General features: G+C 42.4%; 14 protein-coding genes. 8 read left to right on the forward strand and 6 right to left on the reverse strand.

What is annotated here, in order from left to right; all coding sequences use genetic code 11:
* Positions 1 to 25: 25 nt before the first annotated feature.
* Both AC5JL3_RS19860 and AC5JL3_RS19865 read right to left on the reverse strand, forming a co-directional pair.
* Entirely contained in the window at positions 26 to 643 is a 618-nt protein-coding gene (locus AC5JL3_RS19860) for an SH3 domain-containing protein (protein ID WP_496076114.1), read from the reverse strand.
* Positions 644 to 735: 92 nt separating this feature from the next.
* Positions 736 to 1,275, reverse strand: a complete 540-nt coding sequence (locus tag AC5JL3_RS19865; RefSeq protein ID WP_496076115.1) for a hypothetical protein — start codon at positions 1,273 to 1,275, stop codon at positions 736 to 738.
* 220 nt (positions 1,276 to 1,495) lie between these two features.
* On the opposite strand from AC5JL3_RS19865, the gene AC5JL3_RS19870 reads away from it, so the two are divergent.
* The 4 genes from AC5JL3_RS19870 (at position 1,496) to AC5JL3_RS19885 (ending at position 9,429) form a co-directional block, all read left to right on the forward strand.
* On the forward strand, positions 1,496 to 2,788 hold the full coding sequence (locus tag AC5JL3_RS19870; protein WP_496076116.1) for an McrC family protein: 1,293 nt from the start codon (positions 1,496 to 1,498) through the stop codon (positions 2,786 to 2,788).
* Positions 2,781 to 4,832, forward strand: a complete 2,052-nt coding sequence (locus AC5JL3_RS19875; protein WP_496076117.1) for an McrB family protein — start codon at positions 2,781 to 2,783, stop codon at positions 4,830 to 4,832. Before AC5JL3_RS19870 ends, AC5JL3_RS19875 begins: the two co-directional genes overlap by 8 nt.
* Before the next feature lie 802 nt (positions 4,833 to 5,634).
* Positions 5,635 to 5,925, forward strand: coding sequence for a hypothetical protein (locus AC5JL3_RS19880; RefSeq protein ID WP_496076118.1), 291 nt, complete (start codon positions 5,635 to 5,637; stop codon positions 5,923 to 5,925).
* Positions 5,926 to 6,396: 471 nt separating this feature from the next.
* Entirely contained in the window at positions 6,397 to 9,429 is a 3,033-nt protein-coding gene (locus AC5JL3_RS19885) for a type ISP restriction/modification enzyme (protein ID WP_496076119.1), read from the forward strand.
* Between the two features lie 868 nt (positions 9,430 to 10,297).
* Here the strand turns inward: AC5JL3_RS19885 and AC5JL3_RS19890 are convergent.
* Positions 10,298 to 10,444 carry a hypothetical protein gene (locus AC5JL3_RS19890; RefSeq protein ID WP_496076120.1) on the reverse strand — a complete coding sequence of 49 codons (147 nt, stop codon included), beginning with the start codon at positions 10,442 to 10,444 and terminating at the stop codon, positions 10,298 to 10,300.
* Positions 10,445 to 10,790: 346 nt separating this feature from the next.
* Here AC5JL3_RS19890 and AC5JL3_RS19895 point away from each other — a divergent pair, with 346 nt between their 5' ends.
* Positions 10,791 to 11,021, forward strand: coding sequence for a hypothetical protein (locus AC5JL3_RS19895; RefSeq protein ID WP_496076121.1), 231 nt, complete (start codon positions 10,791 to 10,793; stop codon positions 11,019 to 11,021).
* A gap of 48 nt (positions 11,022 to 11,069) precedes the next feature.
* On the opposite strand, the gene AC5JL3_RS19900 is transcribed toward AC5JL3_RS19895, so the two are convergent.
* Positions 11,070 to 12,650 carry a site-specific integrase gene (locus AC5JL3_RS19900; protein WP_496076122.1) on the reverse strand — a complete coding sequence of 527 codons (1,581 nt, stop codon included), beginning with the start codon at positions 12,648 to 12,650 and terminating at the stop codon, positions 11,070 to 11,072.
* A gap of 337 nt (positions 12,651 to 12,987) precedes the next feature.
* Here AC5JL3_RS19900 and AC5JL3_RS19905 point away from each other — a divergent pair, with 337 nt between their 5' ends.
* Positions 12,988 to 13,197: a toxin-antitoxin system HicB family antitoxin gene (locus AC5JL3_RS19905; protein WP_496076123.1), complete on the forward strand. Its 210-nt coding sequence runs from the start codon at positions 12,988 to 12,990 to the stop codon at positions 13,195 to 13,197.
* Positions 13,198 to 13,512: 315 nt separating this feature from the next.
* The gene (locus AC5JL3_RS19910; protein WP_496076124.1) at positions 13,513 to 13,833 is read left to right on the forward strand and encodes a transposase; all 321 of its coding nucleotides are present in this window, start codon (positions 13,513 to 13,515) and stop codon (positions 13,831 to 13,833) included.
* Between the two features lie 54 nt (positions 13,834 to 13,887).
* On the opposite strand, the gene AC5JL3_RS19915 is transcribed toward AC5JL3_RS19910, so the two are convergent.
* Positions 13,888 to 17,619 (reverse strand): bifunctional DNA primase/polymerase, encoded by a 3,732-nt coding sequence (locus AC5JL3_RS19915; RefSeq protein ID WP_496076125.1) that lies wholly within the window; start codon positions 17,617 to 17,619, stop codon positions 13,888 to 13,890.
* Between the two features lie 1,075 nt (positions 17,620 to 18,694).
* Positions 18,695 to 19,105: a GFA family protein gene (locus AC5JL3_RS19920; protein WP_496076126.1), complete on the reverse strand. Its 411-nt coding sequence runs from the start codon at positions 19,103 to 19,105 to the stop codon at positions 18,695 to 18,697.
* A gap of 372 nt (positions 19,106 to 19,477) precedes the next feature.
* Between AC5JL3_RS19920 and AC5JL3_RS19925 the strand changes: the two genes are divergently transcribed.
* A complete protein-coding gene (locus AC5JL3_RS19925) occupies positions 19,478 to 19,645 on the forward strand; it encodes a hypothetical protein (protein WP_496076127.1) in 168 nt (55 codons plus the stop codon).
* Positions 19,646 to 20,365 lie beyond the last annotated feature (720 nt).

Genomic DNA, 20,365 nt, shown 5'->3' on the forward strand with positions numbered 1-20,365 from the left:
TTGTCAGGCTTAGCAAGCACCAACTTTAAGCATCGTCATAACAGGCTAGGTAATCCGAGTTCACCCAACCTTCCAAACCATTAACCGCATTGTTAGGACCATCTACAACACGCACGTAAACCCAAGGATTATTCCCGTCCCTGAGCCACTTTATCGTATTACCATTATTCAGACCCGCTCTCGACTCTCCACCTGGAGCGAATCGTAGAGCGAGTTGACCCGTCCGAATATTGACCACATCGCAAAATATTTGGGGAGATTGCGTAACGGCACTAGCTTGACTACAAGATAAATAGTTTGCATTTACCCAACCTTCCAAGCCATTTACTCTACTATTGGGACCATTAAGTACACGCACATAAGCCCAAGGCACACCACCTCCACGCAAGAATGCCACAGTATTGCCATTATTTAGACCCGCTCGTGATTCACCACCAGGAGAATGGCGTAAAGCTAACTGACCCGTCTGAATATTAACCACATTACAAATCTGTTGTTGCGCGATGAGCGTTGAAGATTGCTGGGTATTCTTGGGTATGACGGAACTTGGGTTATTAGCAAGTGCAACAGGCGAAAAACTTAGACTCAGCAGGGACAGAGAAACTAAAGGAATTGTGGCAAGAGACGGGTTAAGATTTTTCATCTTTATTATTGTCAGCTAAGTGCAGATAGAAATGGCTTAAGTAGTCTTCAGACTGGATAGTGTCTATTACAAATTCACTGTTGTTACAGTTTTTATCTTGCTCCTGCCTTAATTGCTGAGTTAGCCATTCGCATCATCCCCTCTAGCACTTGCTTACTTGTCTGAGCCGGAACCTTATAGCGGATGAGGTAGGACACGCCATTTTGCTCCCAACTCAGTGACGAATCTCCGCAAATTGGGCAAGTTGTCTCCAGGTAGTAACCTCTGATGCCATTTACCAGAGTGATAGGATTACCATCCCGACCGAAGCTTTCTGTTGATGCCGAGAAACTACCAACCATACAAGCACTACCAGAACAGTCAGGGGTATAGCCAATCTCGATGTTGTAAGAGGACTCTCCGGCTGACCCTCCAACATAAAGCCGCTCTGTTTCAGGAGGAAGTTCAGAAGGTAATAAGATTGGCAATTGGGACATCTGGCGTAACTGAGGTAAGACCTCTTGTAGGATAGGAGCTACAGGGTTCTGCTCTTGAGCGATCGCATTTGGTGTCAGCACTGCCATTTGAATTGTCACAGGCATCAACGTTAAGCCAATCAAAACCAGATTGGTCAGTCTTTTATTCAGTTTCATCAAAAATTATTCCTCTGTGGTGTAGCACCAGAAAGCTCACATCTACACCTTAGGCTTTATGAACTTTGCGGAAAATGAGGGATTTACTGAAAAATCATCTAGATAATTCTAAGTTCTAGGGGAAATTACGGTTGAAAATCCAGAAGTTTAGATTTCAAATGTAAATGATTGTGCTTATTGTTTCGTGCCAGAGTGACACAAAAACTCATTCGAGATTTCAGTGACCACCATTTTTGAGTATGGCTTTACTGCTGGGTTTGATTGGACTGAGCGAGACTTAGCAGCAATCGAGCGGCTGCGACGAGTCTTGGGTGTAGAGGTTCTACGAGCAATAACACGCAGAGGTCAGCGCGAACTTCAAGCAACACAATACGTCGGTGTTTTTCGCTTGGGCAGGCGCACCGTTCAAGTGTTACCCAAAATGTTCCGCTCGGAAGACGAGGATAAAGCAACCAAAGCTAACCGCAATCTTCTTTACCTGCTCGAATACACGGGTCAATTAGTGGTGCGGGAAACGGCTGTGACCCAGTTAATGCAAAACAACCTAGACTGGTTTGAACTCCTGACCCGTCTGCTAGTCTCAAATTTAAGGGAAGAATGGCACAGGGGAGCTTATCGCAGCTACCAAACCGTTGAAGATGTCTTACCTGTTCTCAAAGGCAAATGGCAACTTTTAAAACAACTCCGCCGTCCCGAACGCCAACATCTGTTTGCCGTTGCTTACGACGAATTCAGTGCTGATAACTCACTCAACCGCATCTTTCGTTACGTTGTCGAACGCCTCTGGCAACTCAGCCGCGATGCCACTAACCGCAAAATTTTAGGCGAACTGCGGCATTGGATGGAAGAGGTAACACTATTGCCATCAGCCACAGTTAACGATGCTAGCCTCATTCCCATCACCCGACTCAACCAACGATACGAACCCCTGCTCAACCTAGCAAAGCTTTTTCTCGACAACAGTAGCTTGCAATTGTCGGCAGGTGACTTGGCAACCTTTGCCTTTGTCTTCGACATGAACAAGCTGTTTGAGGGATTCATCGTTAACTTTATTCGCCGCCATCGGGAAGAGATTCTGCCAGCCGAACTGGGAAGCTGCGAGTTGATACCACAGGCATACACAACAACCCTACACCTTGCACATACGAGTCACGGCGAACCTGTCTTCCGCCTCAAACCCGACCTCGCTTTCCGCAACGGAGATAATTTTCCCCTACTACTAGATGCCAAGTACAAACAACTTAAACCCACCGACCGAAAATTGGGTGTATCAGAATCCGACTTCTACCAAATGCACGCCTACGCTCATCGCTATCAATCTCCCCGTGTCCTACTGCTCTATCCCCAGACAGCGGATATTCCCCAACCCTTACAAGCAGAATTTACCTTGGAAGACAGTGAACAAGTAATTGTTGCCGCCACAGTCGATCTACGAGGGGATTTAAGCAAGTCACAGGAGCGTGACAACTTGATAACAAGATTAAAAACAATACTGATGAATAAGCGTGGATAACCAAATCAAGGATTGGCGTGCCGAACTGCACAACTGGCTACAGAACAATCCCAAGACGATGCCTGATAACTTGCGGCAACTCCGAGAAGAATTTGTTCAACGTTTTCCGATAGAGAGGTTAGCAGACCTGACTCTTGAAGAATATGCAAGCGGTCAGCGAAATTCAGACAGCTTTTGCTATTGGTTAGAATTCAAAACTCATGAGCTGGGAGGCATTAGAGCTGGCACTGTTTCTAAATTTGGAGTTTGGTGGAATAAGAAAGAAGCTAAGTGGGCTTGGAACAAAGCTTTACGCAGTGACAGCCCTGAAGAAGCCTTCCAAAAGCTCAAAGATGGACTATTGAAGTTGATTCAGGCAGTAGAAGCCAATCAGTTTGACAAACTTGACAAGATTGGTGCCCAACAAGGTTTGGGACCACGGCGCAATTCTTTACGAGCCAAACCTCTTTATTTATACTTTCCTGAAAATTTTCTTCCAATCTCCAATCCAACTCATCTCAAAAACTTTCTCAACTATTTTTATCAACAACCACAAGAAGGACTGCACTCCCCAAATCGTCAGCTCTTAAAATTCTTGCAGAGTCAACCTGAGCTTGAAGAATTTGACACCAGGCAAATGATGTGTTTTCTATATCATCTTCTACCCCAAGGTGGTGAGCGTTCATTGATGACAAACTCTGAATCAACAGAAGAGCTAATGGAAGATATAGAAGTGGAACTAGAACCGTCAACTGTTCCCCAAGAACTCAAGCAGCTAATAAAGATTACGGAACGCACTCGTAACATCATCCTGTATGGTCCACCAGGTACAGGAAAAACTTACTGGCTAAGAAGGTTTGCTGAATTCTTTCTATCCAAGCAACTGCAAGTACCCATCTCGCCAAAACAGCGGCGGCAAGAAATTTTACAAGGTCTAAATTGGTATGAAGTAATTGCTTTAACCCTTTATTTACATAAGCAGAAAAAACAGTTTTTTAGAGCTTCGGAATTAGGAGACGAGCCACTAATTAATGAATACTGGAAGCTAACAGCCACTAAAAAACTAGACAATATGATTCAAGCCATGCTGCAAAGCCACACTGACCCAAGCGTTAAAACAGTTTTGTATGCAAACCGCCGTTCTCCCTTCCTGTTTGAGAAAAATGACCAGAAACAATGGTGGCTAACCGAAGCAGGTCAGGAGTATGTTGAAGAGAATTTGAGTGAACAATTACAAGAAATTCATAATCCAAAACAAACCGCGCCTGACTTATCTAAATACCTGGAAATTGTTACGTTTCATCAATCTTTTGCTTATGAAGAGTTTATCGAAGGACTCAAGCCAATTACTGATGAAGAAGGGCAAGTGCGCTATGAAGTTGTAGATGGTGTGTTTAAGAGTATTTGTAAGCAAGCAGAGCTTGACCCAGAACACCGCTATCTTCTGATTATTGACGAAATCAACCGTGCCAACATCGCCAAGGTAATTGGTGAACTCATCACGCTAATTGAGGACGATAAGCGTCTTGGGGAAAGAAACGGATTAACGCTTACCCTACCTTATTCAGGTCAAAAGTTCGGTGTCCCATCAAACCTCTACATTCTAGGGACTATGAACACCGCAGACCGCTCAATTGCCCTACTTGACATTGCGATTCGGCGGCGGTTTGCTTTTGTTGAGTTGATGCCCAATCCAAACCTTCTCAACGGCAAAGATATAGATGGCATACAGTTAGACAAACTACTGGCACAACTGAATCATCGCATTGTTGCCCTACTTAGCCACGATTATCAGATTGGACATAGTTATTTCCTAGACGTGAACGATATTGAAGACCTGCACTTTACTTGGTATCATCGCGTGATTCCCCTGCTTCAGGAATACTTTTACAACGACGGTCAACGCTTACAAGCATTGATTGGGGAGGATTTTCTCCAACCTGTAGAAGTAGATTCAGCAACCCACAAAGCCTTAAAAGACTTGTATGACCCCGAACTCAAATATGAGATAAAACAGTTGGCAGGGGAGCCTTTTTTTAATGCACTCCGCAATTTGGCAGAGTAACGGCTAAAGCGATCGCCCCGTTCTGATTAAGCTCTTCCACTTCAATCAAGTTTTATCAGTGTCCAAAAGCGATCGCACCTCCTCGCTCAAACTTTTCCAGTTCTTTCACCTTTAGCCGCCGTAGTTAAGGGAAGTTTGGAGAGCGATCTGCGCTTCGCTTTACTCGCTTCCTCAACTGCAAGATAAAACAGATCAGATTTGCCTTACTTTGCCTTGAGCCAACTGGGAATACTGAAGAAAACGTCAGGGTTTTCTTTTTTATGGATACTAATAGACCATCAGAAAAAGTTCGCTGGAGACGCATACTATTGCTCATTGCGCTCGTTTGCCCAATCATCACCTTCCCTATCTGGCATCGGCTCTTATTCCCCAGCTTCTGGTCAGACACGCGCTGCGTTTTTGAAGACTCTGACGGAAACGTTCGGATGGGACAAGGAATTAGTTGTGAGAGCATTGAACAGTGATAACAATATCTTGGTGTATGGCTTCGATGTTTAACGGTCATACACCAGAGTTGAGGATAAGGGAACAGATTAAGAGCGATCGCTTTGACGACTGTCGTCTATGCTTCAAAGCTTGAGCCAGTCAAATATCCATCTGTTCTCTCTCCTCCCACGCTTTTTATGTTTTAGGGTGCAAAACGGGGGCTATATCCCCCAGTTTTTGCACCCTAAATACCACGCCCCGCAAACAGCCAACCCGTGATCGCTCAAACTCTTCCAGTTCAATCACCTTCCACGCTTTTTATGTTTTAGGGTGCAAAATGGAGGCTATATCCCCCAGATTTTGCACCCTAAATACCATGCCCCGCAAACAGCCAACCCGCCTCTGCCCCAAGGATGTAGCGACTCATGCCTACCAATGGAATCGTGCCGAACTCGAAGAAATGAGAGCGATTATCGATGCCTTGATGGAAGCGTCCCAGCCAGAGCCACAAACCAAGGCAGTGCCAGCCGGGAATCGTCAGTCCCGTGGTACGCGAGGCGGCGGCTACTTCGAGGAGAAGATGATTAACGGCTGCGGTCCCTATCGGTATCTGCGGTTCTGGGTCTCTGGGAAGCGGAAATCTGTGTACGTGGGGAAGATTGAGTGAGGTAGGCTCGTCCTGACTGTCGTCTCGGTTTCAAATCCCCACCCAGTCGAATATCCACCAGGTTTTGCGATCGCGAAACGAGTAAAGCAAAGCGCAGATCGCGCTCCCAAAAAAATCGAGTGTCTAACCGTTAGACACTCGATTTTGGGAAAAACAACTTTCACCAATTCGGAAAGTATACCTCTACACACTAGATTGCTACAAAGTAATACATTTTAGCTAGATAGGTAGGTAAGGTGTGAGAACAGGTGTACAGAATTACTATTTTTTTGTTTAAATTTGTCCGGTTCCTTGAGAAATAGTGCTGTTTTTTATTAGGGATAACTCAAATGAGAACAACATCTATTCTCTAAAGATAGAAATATTCTTATTCGTTGTACAGATATTTTCACAAGTTATTCAGCAACTATCCCCAATAGGCTGGATTGCATCAGGGTGGCACCTCCCTTTTTTTATAGATGTCATCTTTTAATGTCTAAGCTACTAATCAGCCAATATCAGACAGAAGTAGAAAAAATCATCCGCTACGGTGGTTCTCGTAAAGAAACAGCAATCCGAACGGCATTCCAAAATCTTCTAAACGAGTATTGCAAAACTAGAGACTTCCTATTGATTCCTGAACTGGAATACAAAACTAGAAATAACAAAATAGTTTATCCTGATGGCACGGTTAAAGATGCTCTCAGGCTAGATTGGGGCTATTGGGAGAGTAAAGACCAATACGACAATCTCAACGAGGAGATTAATAAGAAATTAGCCAAAGGTTATCCCGATAGCAACATTCTATTTGAAGATTCTCAATCTGCTGTTCTAATTCAAGCTGGCAATGAAGTTTCCCGTATCTCAATGAAAGATACGGATGGTTTGGATAAAACTATCAACGCTTTTATTAATTATGTTCGTCCTGAAGTTAAAGACTTCCGGGAGGCAATTGAAGTATTTAAGGAAGACTTGCCAACAATTTTGAATGCTCTACGGAGTATGATTCAGGAGCAAGAGAAGACAAATTTAGAATTTAAAAGCCGGAGAAATCGCTTCTGGGAGGTCTGTAAAGAATCTATCAATCCTGAAATAAGTTTGTTAGATGTTCAGGAAATGCTAATTCAACATATTCTGTCTGAAGATATTTTTATCAATATTTTTAGTGAGTCTCAGTTTCACAGGGAAAATAATATTGCCCGTGAAGTACAGCAAATTATTGAGACGTTTTTTACTGGTAGTATCCGACGCAATATCTTGAGTACAGTTGAACGCTACTATGCTGTAATTAGAAGAACTGCTGCCAACATCTACAATCATCACGAAAAGCAAAAATTCCTCAAAGCAATCTACGAAAATTTCTATAAAGCATACAATCCAAAAGCAGCAGATCGTTTAGGAATTGTTTACACTCCAAATGAAATTGTTCACTTTTTAATTGAGGGAGCTGATTATTTAGTTCACAAACATTTTGGCAAGTTACTATCAGACAAAGGGGTAGAGATTTTCGACCCCGCGACTGGAACTGGAACGTTCGTCACTGAACTAATTGAATATTTCTCAGAAGATAAATTAGAACAGAAATATAAAAATGAAATTCATTGCAATGAAGTTGCAATCCTACCTTACTATATCGCAAATTTAAATATTGAATATGCTTACAGGCAAAAGACCAAAAAGTATGAGGAATTCAAAAATATTTGTTTGGTCGATACACTTGAACATACTACTTTTGAGGGAAAGCAGGGAGAGCTATTTGGACTAAGTATAGAAAACACAGAAAGAATTAAGCGTCAGAATGAAAAGAAGATTTCTGTAATCCTTTGTAATCCTCCTTACAATGCCAATCAAGTTAATGAAAATGATAATAATAAAAATCGGCAATATCCTGCAATAGACAAACTAATTAAGGATACTTATGTTAAGCAGAGTACAGCTCAGAAAACTAAGGCATATGATATGTACTCCCGCTTTTTCCGATGGGGAACAAGTAGATTGAACAACAATGGAGTCTTAGCCTTTATTACCAATTCTTCTTTTATTAACGCTAGAACATTTGATGGTTTTAGAAAAGTAGTGGCTGAGGAATTCAGTGAGATTTATGTTATTGACTTAGGTGGAGATATTAGAGTTAATCCTAAACTCTCAGGAACAAAGCATAATGTTTTCGGTATTCAAACAGGTGTTGCTCTTACCTTTATGGTTAAAAGAGAAAACAATACTTATAGTCCATGCAAAATTCTTTATTATTGTAGACCAGAATTTGAGACAGCAGAATCAAAACTAAATTTTTTAGCAGAAACGAAATTAGATAATATTCCTTTTGAACATATTGCTCCCGATAAAAAACATAACTGGATAAATATTGCTGGCAATGATTTTGAGTCTTTATTGACCTTAGCCGACAAAGAGACAAAATCAGCAAAAAGCCAAGATAGCGAAAAAGCGGTATTTCGTTTGTACAGTAATGGAATTGTTACAAATAGAGACGAATGGGTTTATGATTTTAGTAAAGATAATCTGCAAAAAAAAGTAGCATTTTTCGCCAAAACATATAACAAGCTCCTAGAAACTAAAGATTTCAGCTTCCCATCAAATATAAAATGGAGTAGAGATCTAAAAAAAGAATTTACAAGAAAGAAAGCAGTAAAAGCCAGATCTGATAATTTTCAAGTTTCACTTTACAGACCCTTCGTGGAAATTAATTACTACTCAGAAGATGTTTTAAGTGATTTAATTACTTCAAATCATTATGATATATTTGGCAAACAATTAGACAAGCCTAATATTCAAATTTGCTTTTTAGGCATTGTTTCTTCTTATCAGCTTGCTACTCTGGCTTCAGATAAATTAATAGATTTATGTCTGTTAAAGCAAGGGAATGGCGGGACACAAAGTCTTCCTTTATATCGTTATACTAGTGACGGAAAACGTGTTGACAATATTACGAATTGGGGGCTAGGGCAATTCCAAACTCATTATAGTGATTTAACCATTACCAAAAAAAATATTTTTCACTATACCTACGCTATCCTCCACAATCCCCACTACAGGCAAAAATACGAACTTAATCTAAAACGAGAATTTCCGCGTCTGCCCTTCTACCAAGATTTCCACCAATGGGTTAACTGGGGCAAGCAACTAATGGATTTACACATTAACTATGAAACTGTTGCTCATTATTCACTCAAATGGGTTAATCTACCAATTCCAGACGGCTCAAAACGACTCCATAAAACCAAATTAAAAGCGGACAAAATCAAAGGCATTATCACTCTAGATGATGTAACGACCCTAGAAGGAATTCCTAAAGAGGCTTGGGACTATAAACTTGGTAATCGATCAGCTCTAGAGTGGATTCTCGACCAATACAAAGAAAAGAAGCCTAAAGATCCTACTATTGCCGCTAAATTCAATACCTACCGTTTTGCAGACTATAAAGAGCAAGTGATTGATTTACTGCAACGAGTTTGTACTGTCAGTGTAGAAACAATGCAGATTATTCAGGCAATGCCTGAGGAGTGAAATACCTCTGAATACGTTTTAGGGGATAGAGAAGATTCTGGCAAACAGCTCAGAAGTGCGATCGCGCCCTTGCCAGTGGGGTCTGCCAACTGAATACCGTTCTTGTGGTGGAAGTTTAATGAAGTAGCGTATACTACTAGCTGTACAAAAAGGATATTGCAGAATATCGCTTGTACCTCTCTCTAGATAAAGGTTTAAGCGATTTTATGCTATTTATAAGTAGTCGCCCCTTACCCTGCAAGAGTTTGAGCGATTTCGTGTCTTGACGGGAAAGTAATTTTTTGAGATGATCGAGAGGTAGTCGGAACAGTGCCAGGAAAATTAAATACAATAAGCTTTTCAGGAGCCTGCCCTTCCGGTCAACTTGAATCCCTATCAGGGATTGAAACTCACAAATTTGTAGACAGGAATCCTAGACCCAGCTTCCGGTCAACTTGAATCCCTATCAGGGATTGAAACAGGTATTCCAAACTCTGCAAAGAGTTCGTCAGCTTCCGATCAACTTGAATCCCTATCAGGGACTAAAAGTTTCCCCAATTGCTTCACTCTGTTAAGAACTTTGAGGAAATACCAATTCGAGCCAACTCTACCAAAACGCGATCGCACTCCTCAAAAGTGGTTCATTTTGAACCTGTGTCTAACGGTTAGACACAGGTTCAAAATGAACCACTTCTAGCTCGATGTCATCTTCCCAAACTCGCAGGTGATAGGTCGCGTCATCTTCGTAAACTTCACCCTCAGCTTCATCGTCTCCGTCAGATTTCCAGAGAATAGCCTCGACTTTGACCCAGACCGATGTGGTGACGGCTTTCCCACCTCCAGCGCTGCAAAAATGCGATCACACCTGACCGAGACATGCCAAGAGTGTCTAACGGTTAGACACTCTCTTGGCATCATCTGGTCGAGAACTGCTTTCAGACGCTTGAACTGTGGTGGCTGCTTCCCAACACCCAGCGCTGGTAAGATGCGATCGCGTTTCTCCGGGGTGAGTGCCCTCTCTTGCCAGCGTATACAAAATAGACTTTTTTGTACCTATCAGCCAAGGTTATAAATGACACGTTAATTCACGGTTTCTAATACCGATAATAATCAGTCGCGGAATTAGAGAAATAGCTGGAATGACGATATATCGTTGATTGGTCTAATTCCGAAAATTTACGGGGTCTAAGAGGTAAAAAATAGCCGCTTATTGAGAACAGACCCCATCTTATTGCAAGCGATTGATAAGTTGATGTGCTGTTTTTTTTGAGCTGCGTTTCATGATTGCACCCTAAAAAAATATCCTGTGTCTAACGATTCGACACAGGATTAAACGCTAAAACTCCTAGCTGTGCTAGCCAACGGTTAGCGATTTGCATCCAGTGGCTTGGGAATTACTTGCTGACCCGCTTTTAAAAGATGCGACCACCCTTTCCCACTATCTGATGCGATCGCTCATTTTCTCAACCCTCGATTACCTAAAAGATAAAGCACCAAATAATGCTTTGCCAACTTCATATACCGCAGTGTTGTCGAAATTGGTTCCTATGAAGAGTGCAGGTGCGATCGCATTTCTGTTTATTGTTTTCAAAAAAAATCCAGCTCTTGATTAGGGCTGGAGAGTTTTAAGAGGGAAGATAAAGCTCTTAATACTTCTTGCCTCAGGTAAACTGCCTGGAAAGATTGAGCATCATTTGATGCATTTCATCTAATTGTTGACGCATGTTTGCGTTTTCTTTTTTCTGTGCGCCTAATTCTGATTTCAAGAAATCAATTAAGGCTTGGTTTGGTGAGTCAGACTGCCCCATATAGGTTTTAAAAAAAGGGTTTAATGCTGGTTCTGTCGAGGTACTCAATAGGAGGCTGGGAACCCTTAAATCGTCAGAACCCATGTAGTGTGCCGCAATCGTTTCGGGTTTGTCACCCACCCATGCAGCGACGGTTCCAAGTGATACTCCTCTATTCAGTTCCATAGTAATAAAAGTGTGGCGAGTGGCATAGGAAGAGCGGTAGATTCTTTGAGTAAGCTTCCCTTCATCAAGTAACTCTTCCATGAATCCACGTACTCTCTCTTTCTTTCCACTTGTATTATAGTAACCAGCCCAACAAAGACTAAATTCTTGGAAAAATCTTGCTCTTTCTTTGCCCTTGAGATTTGGCTCGATTATATAGTCAGATAGTTCATAGCTTTCGGGTTGAATGTCTAACAAAAATGATGCCAGTTCTTGGTTGCAAGGTAGTTGGTGTGGCTTATGATTTTTGATTGATTTTTCCCTTTTTAATGACACAGAAAAAGATTGCTCAAATCGCAAAACTCCAAATCGACCAATATCTTCGTTTCTCTGACTTTCGTCAAAGTGTTTCCACTGCAATGCTAGCCCCTCGCCTGTTCTACACCCAGTTAAGAATTTCAGTTTTCCGAAAAGAAAGAAATAGCCAATAGGGTAGTTTTTCCACTTATATACCTTTAGTAACTGCAAGACGGTTTGTGTATCTTTTAGTGAAAAACCTCTGAATTGCTGGCTTGTATTAATGTAGCCTTTTTCCTTTGCCCAATTAGGTGCGTTTGTTTCTGGAACCATTTGTATAGCTGCATTCCAGTTTTTAGTTTCTATCAAGACTGAGGAGGGAATTAGCTCTTCATCTTTTCCCCAGGCAAAAGAATTTCTTATTATGGAAAGGAGGAAGTTTGCAGTCCCTGGAGATTTTTTAGATTTTTCTACAAGCCACCCTTTTATTGCCTTTTGCTCAAACAGATCTTGTGGACAATTTTTCAATATTCTTAGGTGGTTCTCGTAGTTATTTACTGTTGTTTCTTCTATACTTACTTTATTCTTAGGAATTAGTTTTAACTTCTTATGTTTATGAAACCACAGAGAACAAATTTCATAAAGACTAGGACATCTTTCTCGGTCATCACCAATGACTTTAAAAGAGTTTCTATAGTTATATAGATTATAATTTTCTTTAATTATTTTATAGCCTTCTCCTGGGGTTTTTGCATCCTTACAAGCTTTTCTCCATATTTCCATGCTTTCTTCTAAGACTTCTTTTTCGTCTGATAAACTTCCAGTATTCGCCTTTAATCCTATCGAGAGAAACTTCCCCTCCTGCTTCCAGACAGCACGGGCTATTTGTGCAGGAAACTTAAGATAATAGGTATCATTTTTGCAAATTAACTTAATTCCTCCATTCCCTTCAGTTGCTATAACTTTGTAGTTTAGTTGCTTTTTTTTAGGCATATTGCTCTTGATTTAATCTTTTATTTTTTAACTTTAACATAAATACTATTTATCATGAACAGTGAAATATTTATATTATTTCTCTGGTGCTTTGCGAAATAATATAAGTAGATAATCCAGTAAATCCAGTAGTTTAAGCCGTTCTAGCCTTCACTACTATCTCAATAGGTACTGAATTAGTACTATTTAGAGAGTTTCAAGGAAAATAATGCTATCAAAGTAGTACCAGAGTGATACCTTAAAAGCCTTGTAAGGCACACCTTACAAAATAAGATTTTGATTTTTAGCTTTCAGATATCATGGTATTAGTCCAGTACCACTTTAATGGAAAAAAAAGGTGCAACATAACCTGCGATTTCCCAACGCTGAACTTCACCAAAGCGTCAAGCTAAGAGCTAAGCAAGAGCAAATTAGTATTAACAAGCTGGTCATCAAAGCCCTATTGCAGTACCTAAACACCCCCAATTCTCAGGTTACCCAAGCCGACCTTGCCCCTATCCGAAGCCAACTGGCAGAGCTGATGCAAAAATTGAAGATGAAGAAGTGAATTATTGGTATATCGTTGAAGTTCAAGGCGGCACTTTAATTCATGCAAAGAAAACTAACAAAGGGAAACCCTAAGTAGGTCGTGCTGAAAGTACTAAAGTATGTAAAGCAGAGCGGCAAGTAAAGTTGAGTCCCGACCACCTGCGACGGGTACTCAAAAAAAGGGGATACTCTGGAAACGCAGCCATGTGAGTCATCGGGACAAGGAAAACCCGAAACAATGTGCCATCAAGCAGGCTGACTTAGACATGTTGGAGTTGGCGGCAGCAGCCGATGAGATTGACCTGTTGTACCTTGATGAGTCTGGGTTTAGCTTATGGAGTCTAGTGAGCTACAGCTACTTCATACCAGTACTCAAGTGCAGCAAAACTGGTCACAATGGGAGGCTCAGGGTCTTTATCTATTCTTTTTGCCAGCCTTTTGCTCGGAAATGAACCGCATTGAGTTGGAATGGCATCAACTCAAAACCCATGAACTGGCAGGACAGATGTTTGAAGACGAGTTAGACCTAGATAGGAAGCTCAACATCAAAATCCAGCTCGTCTTGTTCGCGATCGCTTTTGGTAAAGGAAGCGATCGCAGATGTTCCAAAGAGGGCATCTCTTCCCCCGCTAGGAAAAGAAGATCTCAGGTCTAATCGTCAGACACGCAACAATCACCTAATTGAAGCGATGACTACATCCAACTCGTCTTATTTGCGATCGCATCTTACCAACTCTGCCAGCGGTACTAACTTGGGAAAGAGGTCAAGCTTTGCACTGTCCCCTTCAATCCGCTCAATGCAATATGGTTCTGTTGAACTTGTGTGAGGTTTGCTTGCGACAAATACGCGATCGCCCACATTAAAGCTTGCTTTGAAATTATCCAGTTCAGTCTCCCATTCTTTTATCTGAGCCTGTTGGTCAGGAGAGAGGCGCTTGCAAGCCTCATCAATCGCTTCTTGATTCCAGCAGTTCAGGAAGGTAGCCAACTGCAACATGCTGGTACAACCTGATAGATAACTCGCTATTTCATTCTGGGTTGCTTCCTCCTGCCATTCTTCTGCAACCGCTTCCTCTACCAGTTGAGTTCTATCCACAGCTCCTTCTACTTGCTCAGTTACATTTTTTCCTTCCTGGTTACATCCAGTTACACCCTGGTTACAGGAAATATGTAACCGCTCTGTTTCAGTCTGGATAAGGGCTACAGCCTCTAAATTCCCCTCAGTTACATCTTTTTCAGAGATAAGGGTATGACTTTTTTGCTTTTCACCCAGTTCTTCTGTGATCGGGGTAAATAAGATCAACTCCACAGCTTCTTTTTTTTCTTTTATACTCTCTTCCAAAAAAGATGTAACTGAACTATCTAAAAGGGCTGAATCCTGCTCTGTGTCTAGTCCCTGTTGGTTACATTTTTTATGTAACTGACTGTTATTGAATGTAACTGATGTAACTGAGGATGTAACTGGCTCACAAATTGACTCATTCTGTGGTGAATCACGACCATCAGGTGGGGTAGGTGACTTCCAATCATCCATATAGCCTTTAATTAGGTCGGAAGGAATCAAAACACAACGCTTAGGCTTGTATTCAGGTTCCTTGGGTTCATCCTCAGCAGTTAGCTTGGCGCGGTAGTACGCTAAGGATTCATCTCGGTTGGTGTGAAACTTCTGTACAGATTGGAGAGTTCCTCCACTTCTGGCGATAAGAGCCTCTAGCACCTTACGCGAGTAAACAGGATTAAAATACTTATCCACTAGTGGGAATACTTGACTCATTTGGATGGCTAATGCCTTACCTGCCTTCGTCTCGACTACTAGACAGTTCCAATCTCCAACTAAAGCGTCAGATTTAAGAGCCGACAGTTTATCTAGGAAATCTGTAATGCTATCGGCATTTGAGTCAGCCGCATTTGCAATTGGGCATAGTTGAGCGATCGCATACTGTTTGATTGACTCAGCATCAAAATCGGCTAGTTTGGCTACTGCCATCGCGTACCACAGAATCAGTGCCATTGATGAAGCAATACGCGGGTGAGACTTGGGCAGATGCGATCGCAGTTCTCCCTCTAGTTGCTTAATTTCCTCTTTTGGATATCCCAGTTTAATTAAGTCAGGTAAACACCCGCTGGCACCTTCCATCGCCTCAACCATCTCATCCCAAGCATTCGAGTCACCATCAGTTTGACGGTAGACTGGCACTTGAAGCATCCGAGTTAAAGTCGCTAGCTGTTGGTCACCAATCGCGTGGTTACTAGTCACCATTAACGGGCTGTGGGGTTCCTGATAATTCCCTCTCACCATTCGAGGGACGGCATTGTAGAGACGCTTCAGAATTTCGTCTAGTTCTCGACTTTTGGGGGGGTCATCCAGACATAGTGGTAACGAACCCGTGAGTTTTAGGCATTCGTAGAGTTTTGACTCACTAACTCCTGATATCTGTCCGTCACCATTGAGCCAACCCACAAGAGATAAAGAGTTAGCTGCACAAACGGTCTTGTTGCCGCCAGCATCCCCTACAAAATTAAGTTGTGGAAAACGCCGCTCTTTCTTAATGATGGTTTGGTAGTGTACGGCAGCAGCCGTAAATCCCAACCCGATCATTGCGGGAAAGATGCCCTCTGCTCCATGAAACTTACGCATTGCAGCCACAAGTGGTTTTAGAGCGTTGGGATTAGGAGGTGCAACAGATGGTTGTGGTGTCTTATCTTCACCACCTAAGTCTTCATTGAAGACCCAATCGCTGTTAGGTTTAGCACTCCAAACTCCATCTTTTGTAATCTGGCAATCTTTAAAAACCCAATGCCCATCTGCCTGTTGACCCGCTCTGTCTTGGAGACGATAGGTGATGCCACCCCGATCGCGATACTCTCGTAGCTTGACGTGAATCAGCGCCTTGAGATGCTCAGTTTTTAAGTTACAGACAACACCGGACTGATAGACCCGCTTGAGCGTTGCCTCAAAGTCTTTGACGGCACCATAGTCTTGTGACGATATGATCACTCGCTTTTGGAAGCGGTCAAACGATCGCTTGACCTGCAAAACTAATCCGCCGCCCGCGTCACTGGATAACTCAGATTCAATTTGGAAGTCAAAATTGCACTTTGGACAAAACTTGCTGATGGGTTCACCGTTTTCATTCTCTTTCTCAATCAACCAACCAATCTCACCATTCCAAACAGTTGGTGCTTGCCAATGGTTTTGCTGTAAATCGGCAGTACCAGCGCTTCTGTCTTCACTGGGCTTGCTAGAGTTCCGTTGCCACTCTGCCTTAATATCGTCCTTGATATGAGCAGGACACTTCGCTTCAAATGTCACCTTGTCCAGCCTACGAATTTTCTTCCAGCAGTTCTCCTCGCCCCCTCGGTGCAATGCCGCCGGATCAGAACTAACGATGTCAATAGTTTTGAGAATACGCTCAACCCGTTCGCTATCGATCCCTAGCTGCCCGCCTGCGTAGTGTGCTAAATCTTCCGGTGTGCCAGTAATCGGGATGTCGTTTTCTTTTGCCCAGTTCTGCCAGCCGTACCACTCATTTAAGGCTGTTGTTAATGCCTCGGAGCGATCGCCTGTTGGACAGTTCCCCTTTAAAATCTCGCGGCTGGTGGTGTTACCCAATTCCTCAAGAGAAATGTTGCCAGGAACATAGGAAAGTAGAGGCTGTGGAGTTTTCTGTGCTTGGCGCTGAGCTTTACTTGAGGTGGAGTAAATGCCGATGCTTTCCAAGCTCCTAACCTCTACTGGCACTACACGATTAATTGATTGATATGGGTTTCCTGATAGACCAACTGTTGGAGCCAACACGGTAAAGCGCCCTTCTCCTAATGCCTCACCGATGTGCTTGCCGCCGGGTTGTAAGGCAAAGTTGGTAAAGCTTGGCTTTTCCTTAACCCGAACACCAACCCGCCAGCCGCCTGAGTGTGAGCGCTCCAAGAAAGTGTTGGCAAGAGTGGGATTTTGCAATACCTCAGTCACAGCCTGAGTGCAGTCGTCTTCACTAGGGAACTTCTTAACGTCAAAGTCAAGCCAGATTGTGTTGTTCCAGCCGCCTAGTGTTCCGATGCCATTGAGGGGATTGGCGAACCACGTTTCAAAATCCTGTGGTGTGGGCAGACGCTTCTGATACTGGCAATGATTGATTAGGTGAGGCTTACCGTCCTGGTCAAGGTAGCTTGGGTTTTTGCCTGTGTAGAGCGGTATTGGTTGAAGCGATCGTGTTAGTGGGCAGTGTTTCCAAATTCCTTTTGCTCCGTCTGCTTGCACAATTCTGGGATGCTTTCTAGCATCTTGTGCTGGTGCGACTGGCAAAACTGGAAAATTGCTTGTCTTCAGCCAGTTAATGACTTCTTGCAACTCAACTTGCTGCACACTCTCTTTGTCTTCTTCTCGGCAAAGAGAAGCCCTGTCTGAGCCTGAGTACTTCGGTTTTTTTGGTGTAGTAAACATGATTGATACCCTTTATGTGGTGTAGGGCACTCAAGTCATGAAAAATTCCTCAAAATTTTTACCGATTTGGTAAAAAAATTAGCTAGCCTTGATCTGCAAATGTATTTGGTTTTCCCAAGCGAACAATTTCTTTCTTGTTCTTTCTGCCTGGGATGGCTCTGGCTAGCTAGGTACATGGGTTAGAGATTTCACGCTTGGGTGCCATTTTCTTGAAATTTGGCATAGGAATCCCATCCCATTCGTGCTAATATTTTTATTGAAAGCACAATGGGTTGTGAGCAGCAGTTCGGTGTTTCAAGTTGGTCGCTTGCGGGACACCGTTCTGACGGGAAACTCACCTACAGTATTTAATTAACTTGTTACTTCCTATTTGGTTGTATCAAGGCCCCCTAGATTAAACAGTTACTGAAATCTTACAATAAAACCGCCTGAAATTTATCAGAAGCGGTTTTTTTTTTTGACAGCCCACATAATCCCACCCACGATAGGTAGATTTCGTTTATAACAGATAGCAATAATCTGCGTTTGTACGGTACTTAATTTTATTGTTTATCAGATTTACTAAAATATATAGGATTTCTAAACTCTCATTTTTTATGCATCAGTAAATAAGTTTTAAAATAAATTTTAGTATAACTATTATAAAATATTAAAGGGAACCCTTGCTAGTAATGGAGTGTAGATAATTTTAATTCTCTTGCTTTTGAAGTTTAATTAATTAAAGTAAATGTTAAAAGTTTAATAACAAGGCTTTAAGAGGATTACTTTTAGATTTAATAGATTTAAGTAATTTCCGTTCCAGCAAACTGTTTGAGCTACCTAGCAAAAAGTGTCTAACCGTTAGACACTTTTTGCTAGGTATGCTATCTCAAGAGAAGAATAGTCAGATTATTTTGTGATCGCTCCGTCTGGTGTCCAAATGTGGTCGCTCCCTCTTTGGAAAGCTGTCTTTCCACAGATTCAAAAGTACGCATCTATACGCTAGATTGCTACAAAACACAACATTTTAACCAGATCGGTAAGGTGTGAGGAATGTTGGTTCTGGCAAACACTTCAGTAATGTGATCGCGGACTACTAGAGGTGCCGGATTTCAGGCGGTGCAACTTCCCAGTGATTATTCCGTCCGTCCGCATATCGAATTGGTGCTGAGATCAACTCCTGCGGCTCTACGTTTTCTAACGCAGCCAGTTGAATTCCGATATAGTTACCGCCGATCGCTTCAGCATATCCTCGTGCAAACGAGCGCACCCCGCAATGCCGACAAAAGAGATGGTGCATACTCTTGGAGCCAAATTGATAGTCGCTCAGCGCGTCTTCTCCTGCAAGCAGCCGAAACGCATCGGGCTTGATGATTGCGTTCCAGTTCCTTGTTTTGGTGCAGATGGAACAATTGCATTTGTTCGTTCCAGCACCTAAATCGATGTCAGCCTCGAACCGTACTGAACCACAATGGCAGCTTCCTGTATACGTTTTCTTCATCGGCATTTTCGGCAAATAAATCTAGCCAAAGGAAAAGATATCCTTAATTTCAATTGGAGCCAACTCTCCCAAAACGCGATCACCCAGAACTTAGCAAATAAGAGAAAGTTATCAATGGTGTGCTATATCAGCTTGCTGACATGGCTTAGTTTTTCAGCCGAAAAGCGCGATCGCGAAAACTGCTTGATATTTGACTGGTTGGGGATTTGAAGCGGAGACTTCGGGAAAAGCGCTCTCTCTTAATCTGTTCCTAAGGTAAATCTGTTTTATCTTGTGCTTGAGAAAGCGAGAGCGTTGCGCTGCTGCTCTCTTCGGAGCGGCTCTGAAAGAGCTAGCGCAGATCGCTCTCCAAACTTCCCTTAACTAAGGCAGCTAAAGGTGATTGAACTGGAAGACTTTGAGCGGGAAGGAGCGATCGCATCGTTAAAAGCGGCTCAGCAAGTAAATCCCGTGGCACTGGATGCAATTCGTGAGCCGTTGGCAAGCAGCTTGGTGAGTCTTAGCGTTTTGAGAAAGTGTCTAACCGTTAGACACTCCAGAATATAGCTTTTTAGAGCATAATACGTTATGACTGATGAGTATCGAACGTTCGACAGCTAAGATTACGTGTTACTTCCCTAAGTTGGAGAAAGGAAGCGCTGCTGCTCTCTTCGGAGCGGCTCTGAAAGACCTAGCGCAGATCGCTCTCCAAACTTCCCTTAACTATAGCGACTAAAGGTGACGTGAACTGGAAGAGTTTGAACGAGGAGGAGCGATCGCATCTTTAAAAGCGGGTCAGCAAGTAATTCAAAAACCACTGGATGCAATTCGCTAACCGCTGGCAAGCATAGCTAGGATTCTTAGCGTTTAATCCTGGCTTCGATTTGTTTCCGTAGTGCTTCCAATTCCGTTTCAACTCAGTACTCGACAGGACGTGTAGTAACAAATTGCAAAAAGTAACTTGTGCTTCGGAGATAAGACACCAAACAACTCTTCTAGCTGCTCTTCCCTAAGTATTTCTGCTTGACCGTTGCGATTGTTCTTCATCTTGTTCTAATGGTTGCTGATTTGACAAATCAGCAACCATTATTTAACGCTATATCGTTGTTTGGGCAAGAGTTCTAGTTTTGGAGCCTGTTTTTAGGTACTTGTTGAGAATGGCTATCAATAAGCTAGCTATAAAGTGTGCTGTAGTACGTTAGATAGTGGCAACAAGTAAAAACACTTATCTATATAGGTAAGGTGTGATTAAGGTTATACAGAACTAGGAATTCTATGTCTAACCTA

It is taken from the genome of Symplocastrum torsivum (assembly GCF_059505465.1).

What these genes read in the sequence shown, in the direction of transcription:
- AC5JL3_RS19860 (WP_496076114.1), bottom strand. Translation starts at nt 643, where the DNA reads ATGAAAAATCTTAACCCGTCTCTTGCCACAATTCCTTTAGTTTCTCTG.
- AC5JL3_RS19865 (WP_496076115.1), bottom strand. Translation starts at nt 1,275, where the DNA reads ATGAAACTGAATAAAAGACTGACCAATCTGGTTTTGATTGGCTTAACG.
- AC5JL3_RS19880 (WP_496076118.1), top strand. Translation starts at nt 5,635, where the DNA reads ATGCCCCGCAAACAGCCAACCCGCCTCTGCCCCAAGGATGTAGCGACT.
- AC5JL3_RS19885 (WP_496076119.1), top strand. Translation starts at nt 6,397, where the DNA reads ATGTCTAAGCTACTAATCAGCCAATATCAGACAGAAGTAGAAAAAATC.
- AC5JL3_RS19900 (WP_496076122.1), bottom strand. Translation starts at nt 12,650, where the DNA reads ATGCCTAAAAAAAAGCAACTAAACTACAAAGTTATAGCAACTGAAGGG.
- AC5JL3_RS19910 (WP_496076124.1), top strand. Translation starts at nt 13,513, where the DNA reads ATGGAGTCTAGTGAGCTACAGCTACTTCATACCAGTACTCAAGTGCAG.
- AC5JL3_RS19915 (WP_496076125.1), bottom strand. Translation starts at nt 17,619, where the DNA reads ATGTTTACTACACCAAAAAAACCGAAGTACTCAGGCTCAGACAGGGCT.
- AC5JL3_RS19920 (WP_496076126.1), bottom strand. Translation starts at nt 19,105, where the DNA reads ATGCCGATGAAGAAAACGTATACAGGAAGCTGCCATTGTGGTTCAGTA.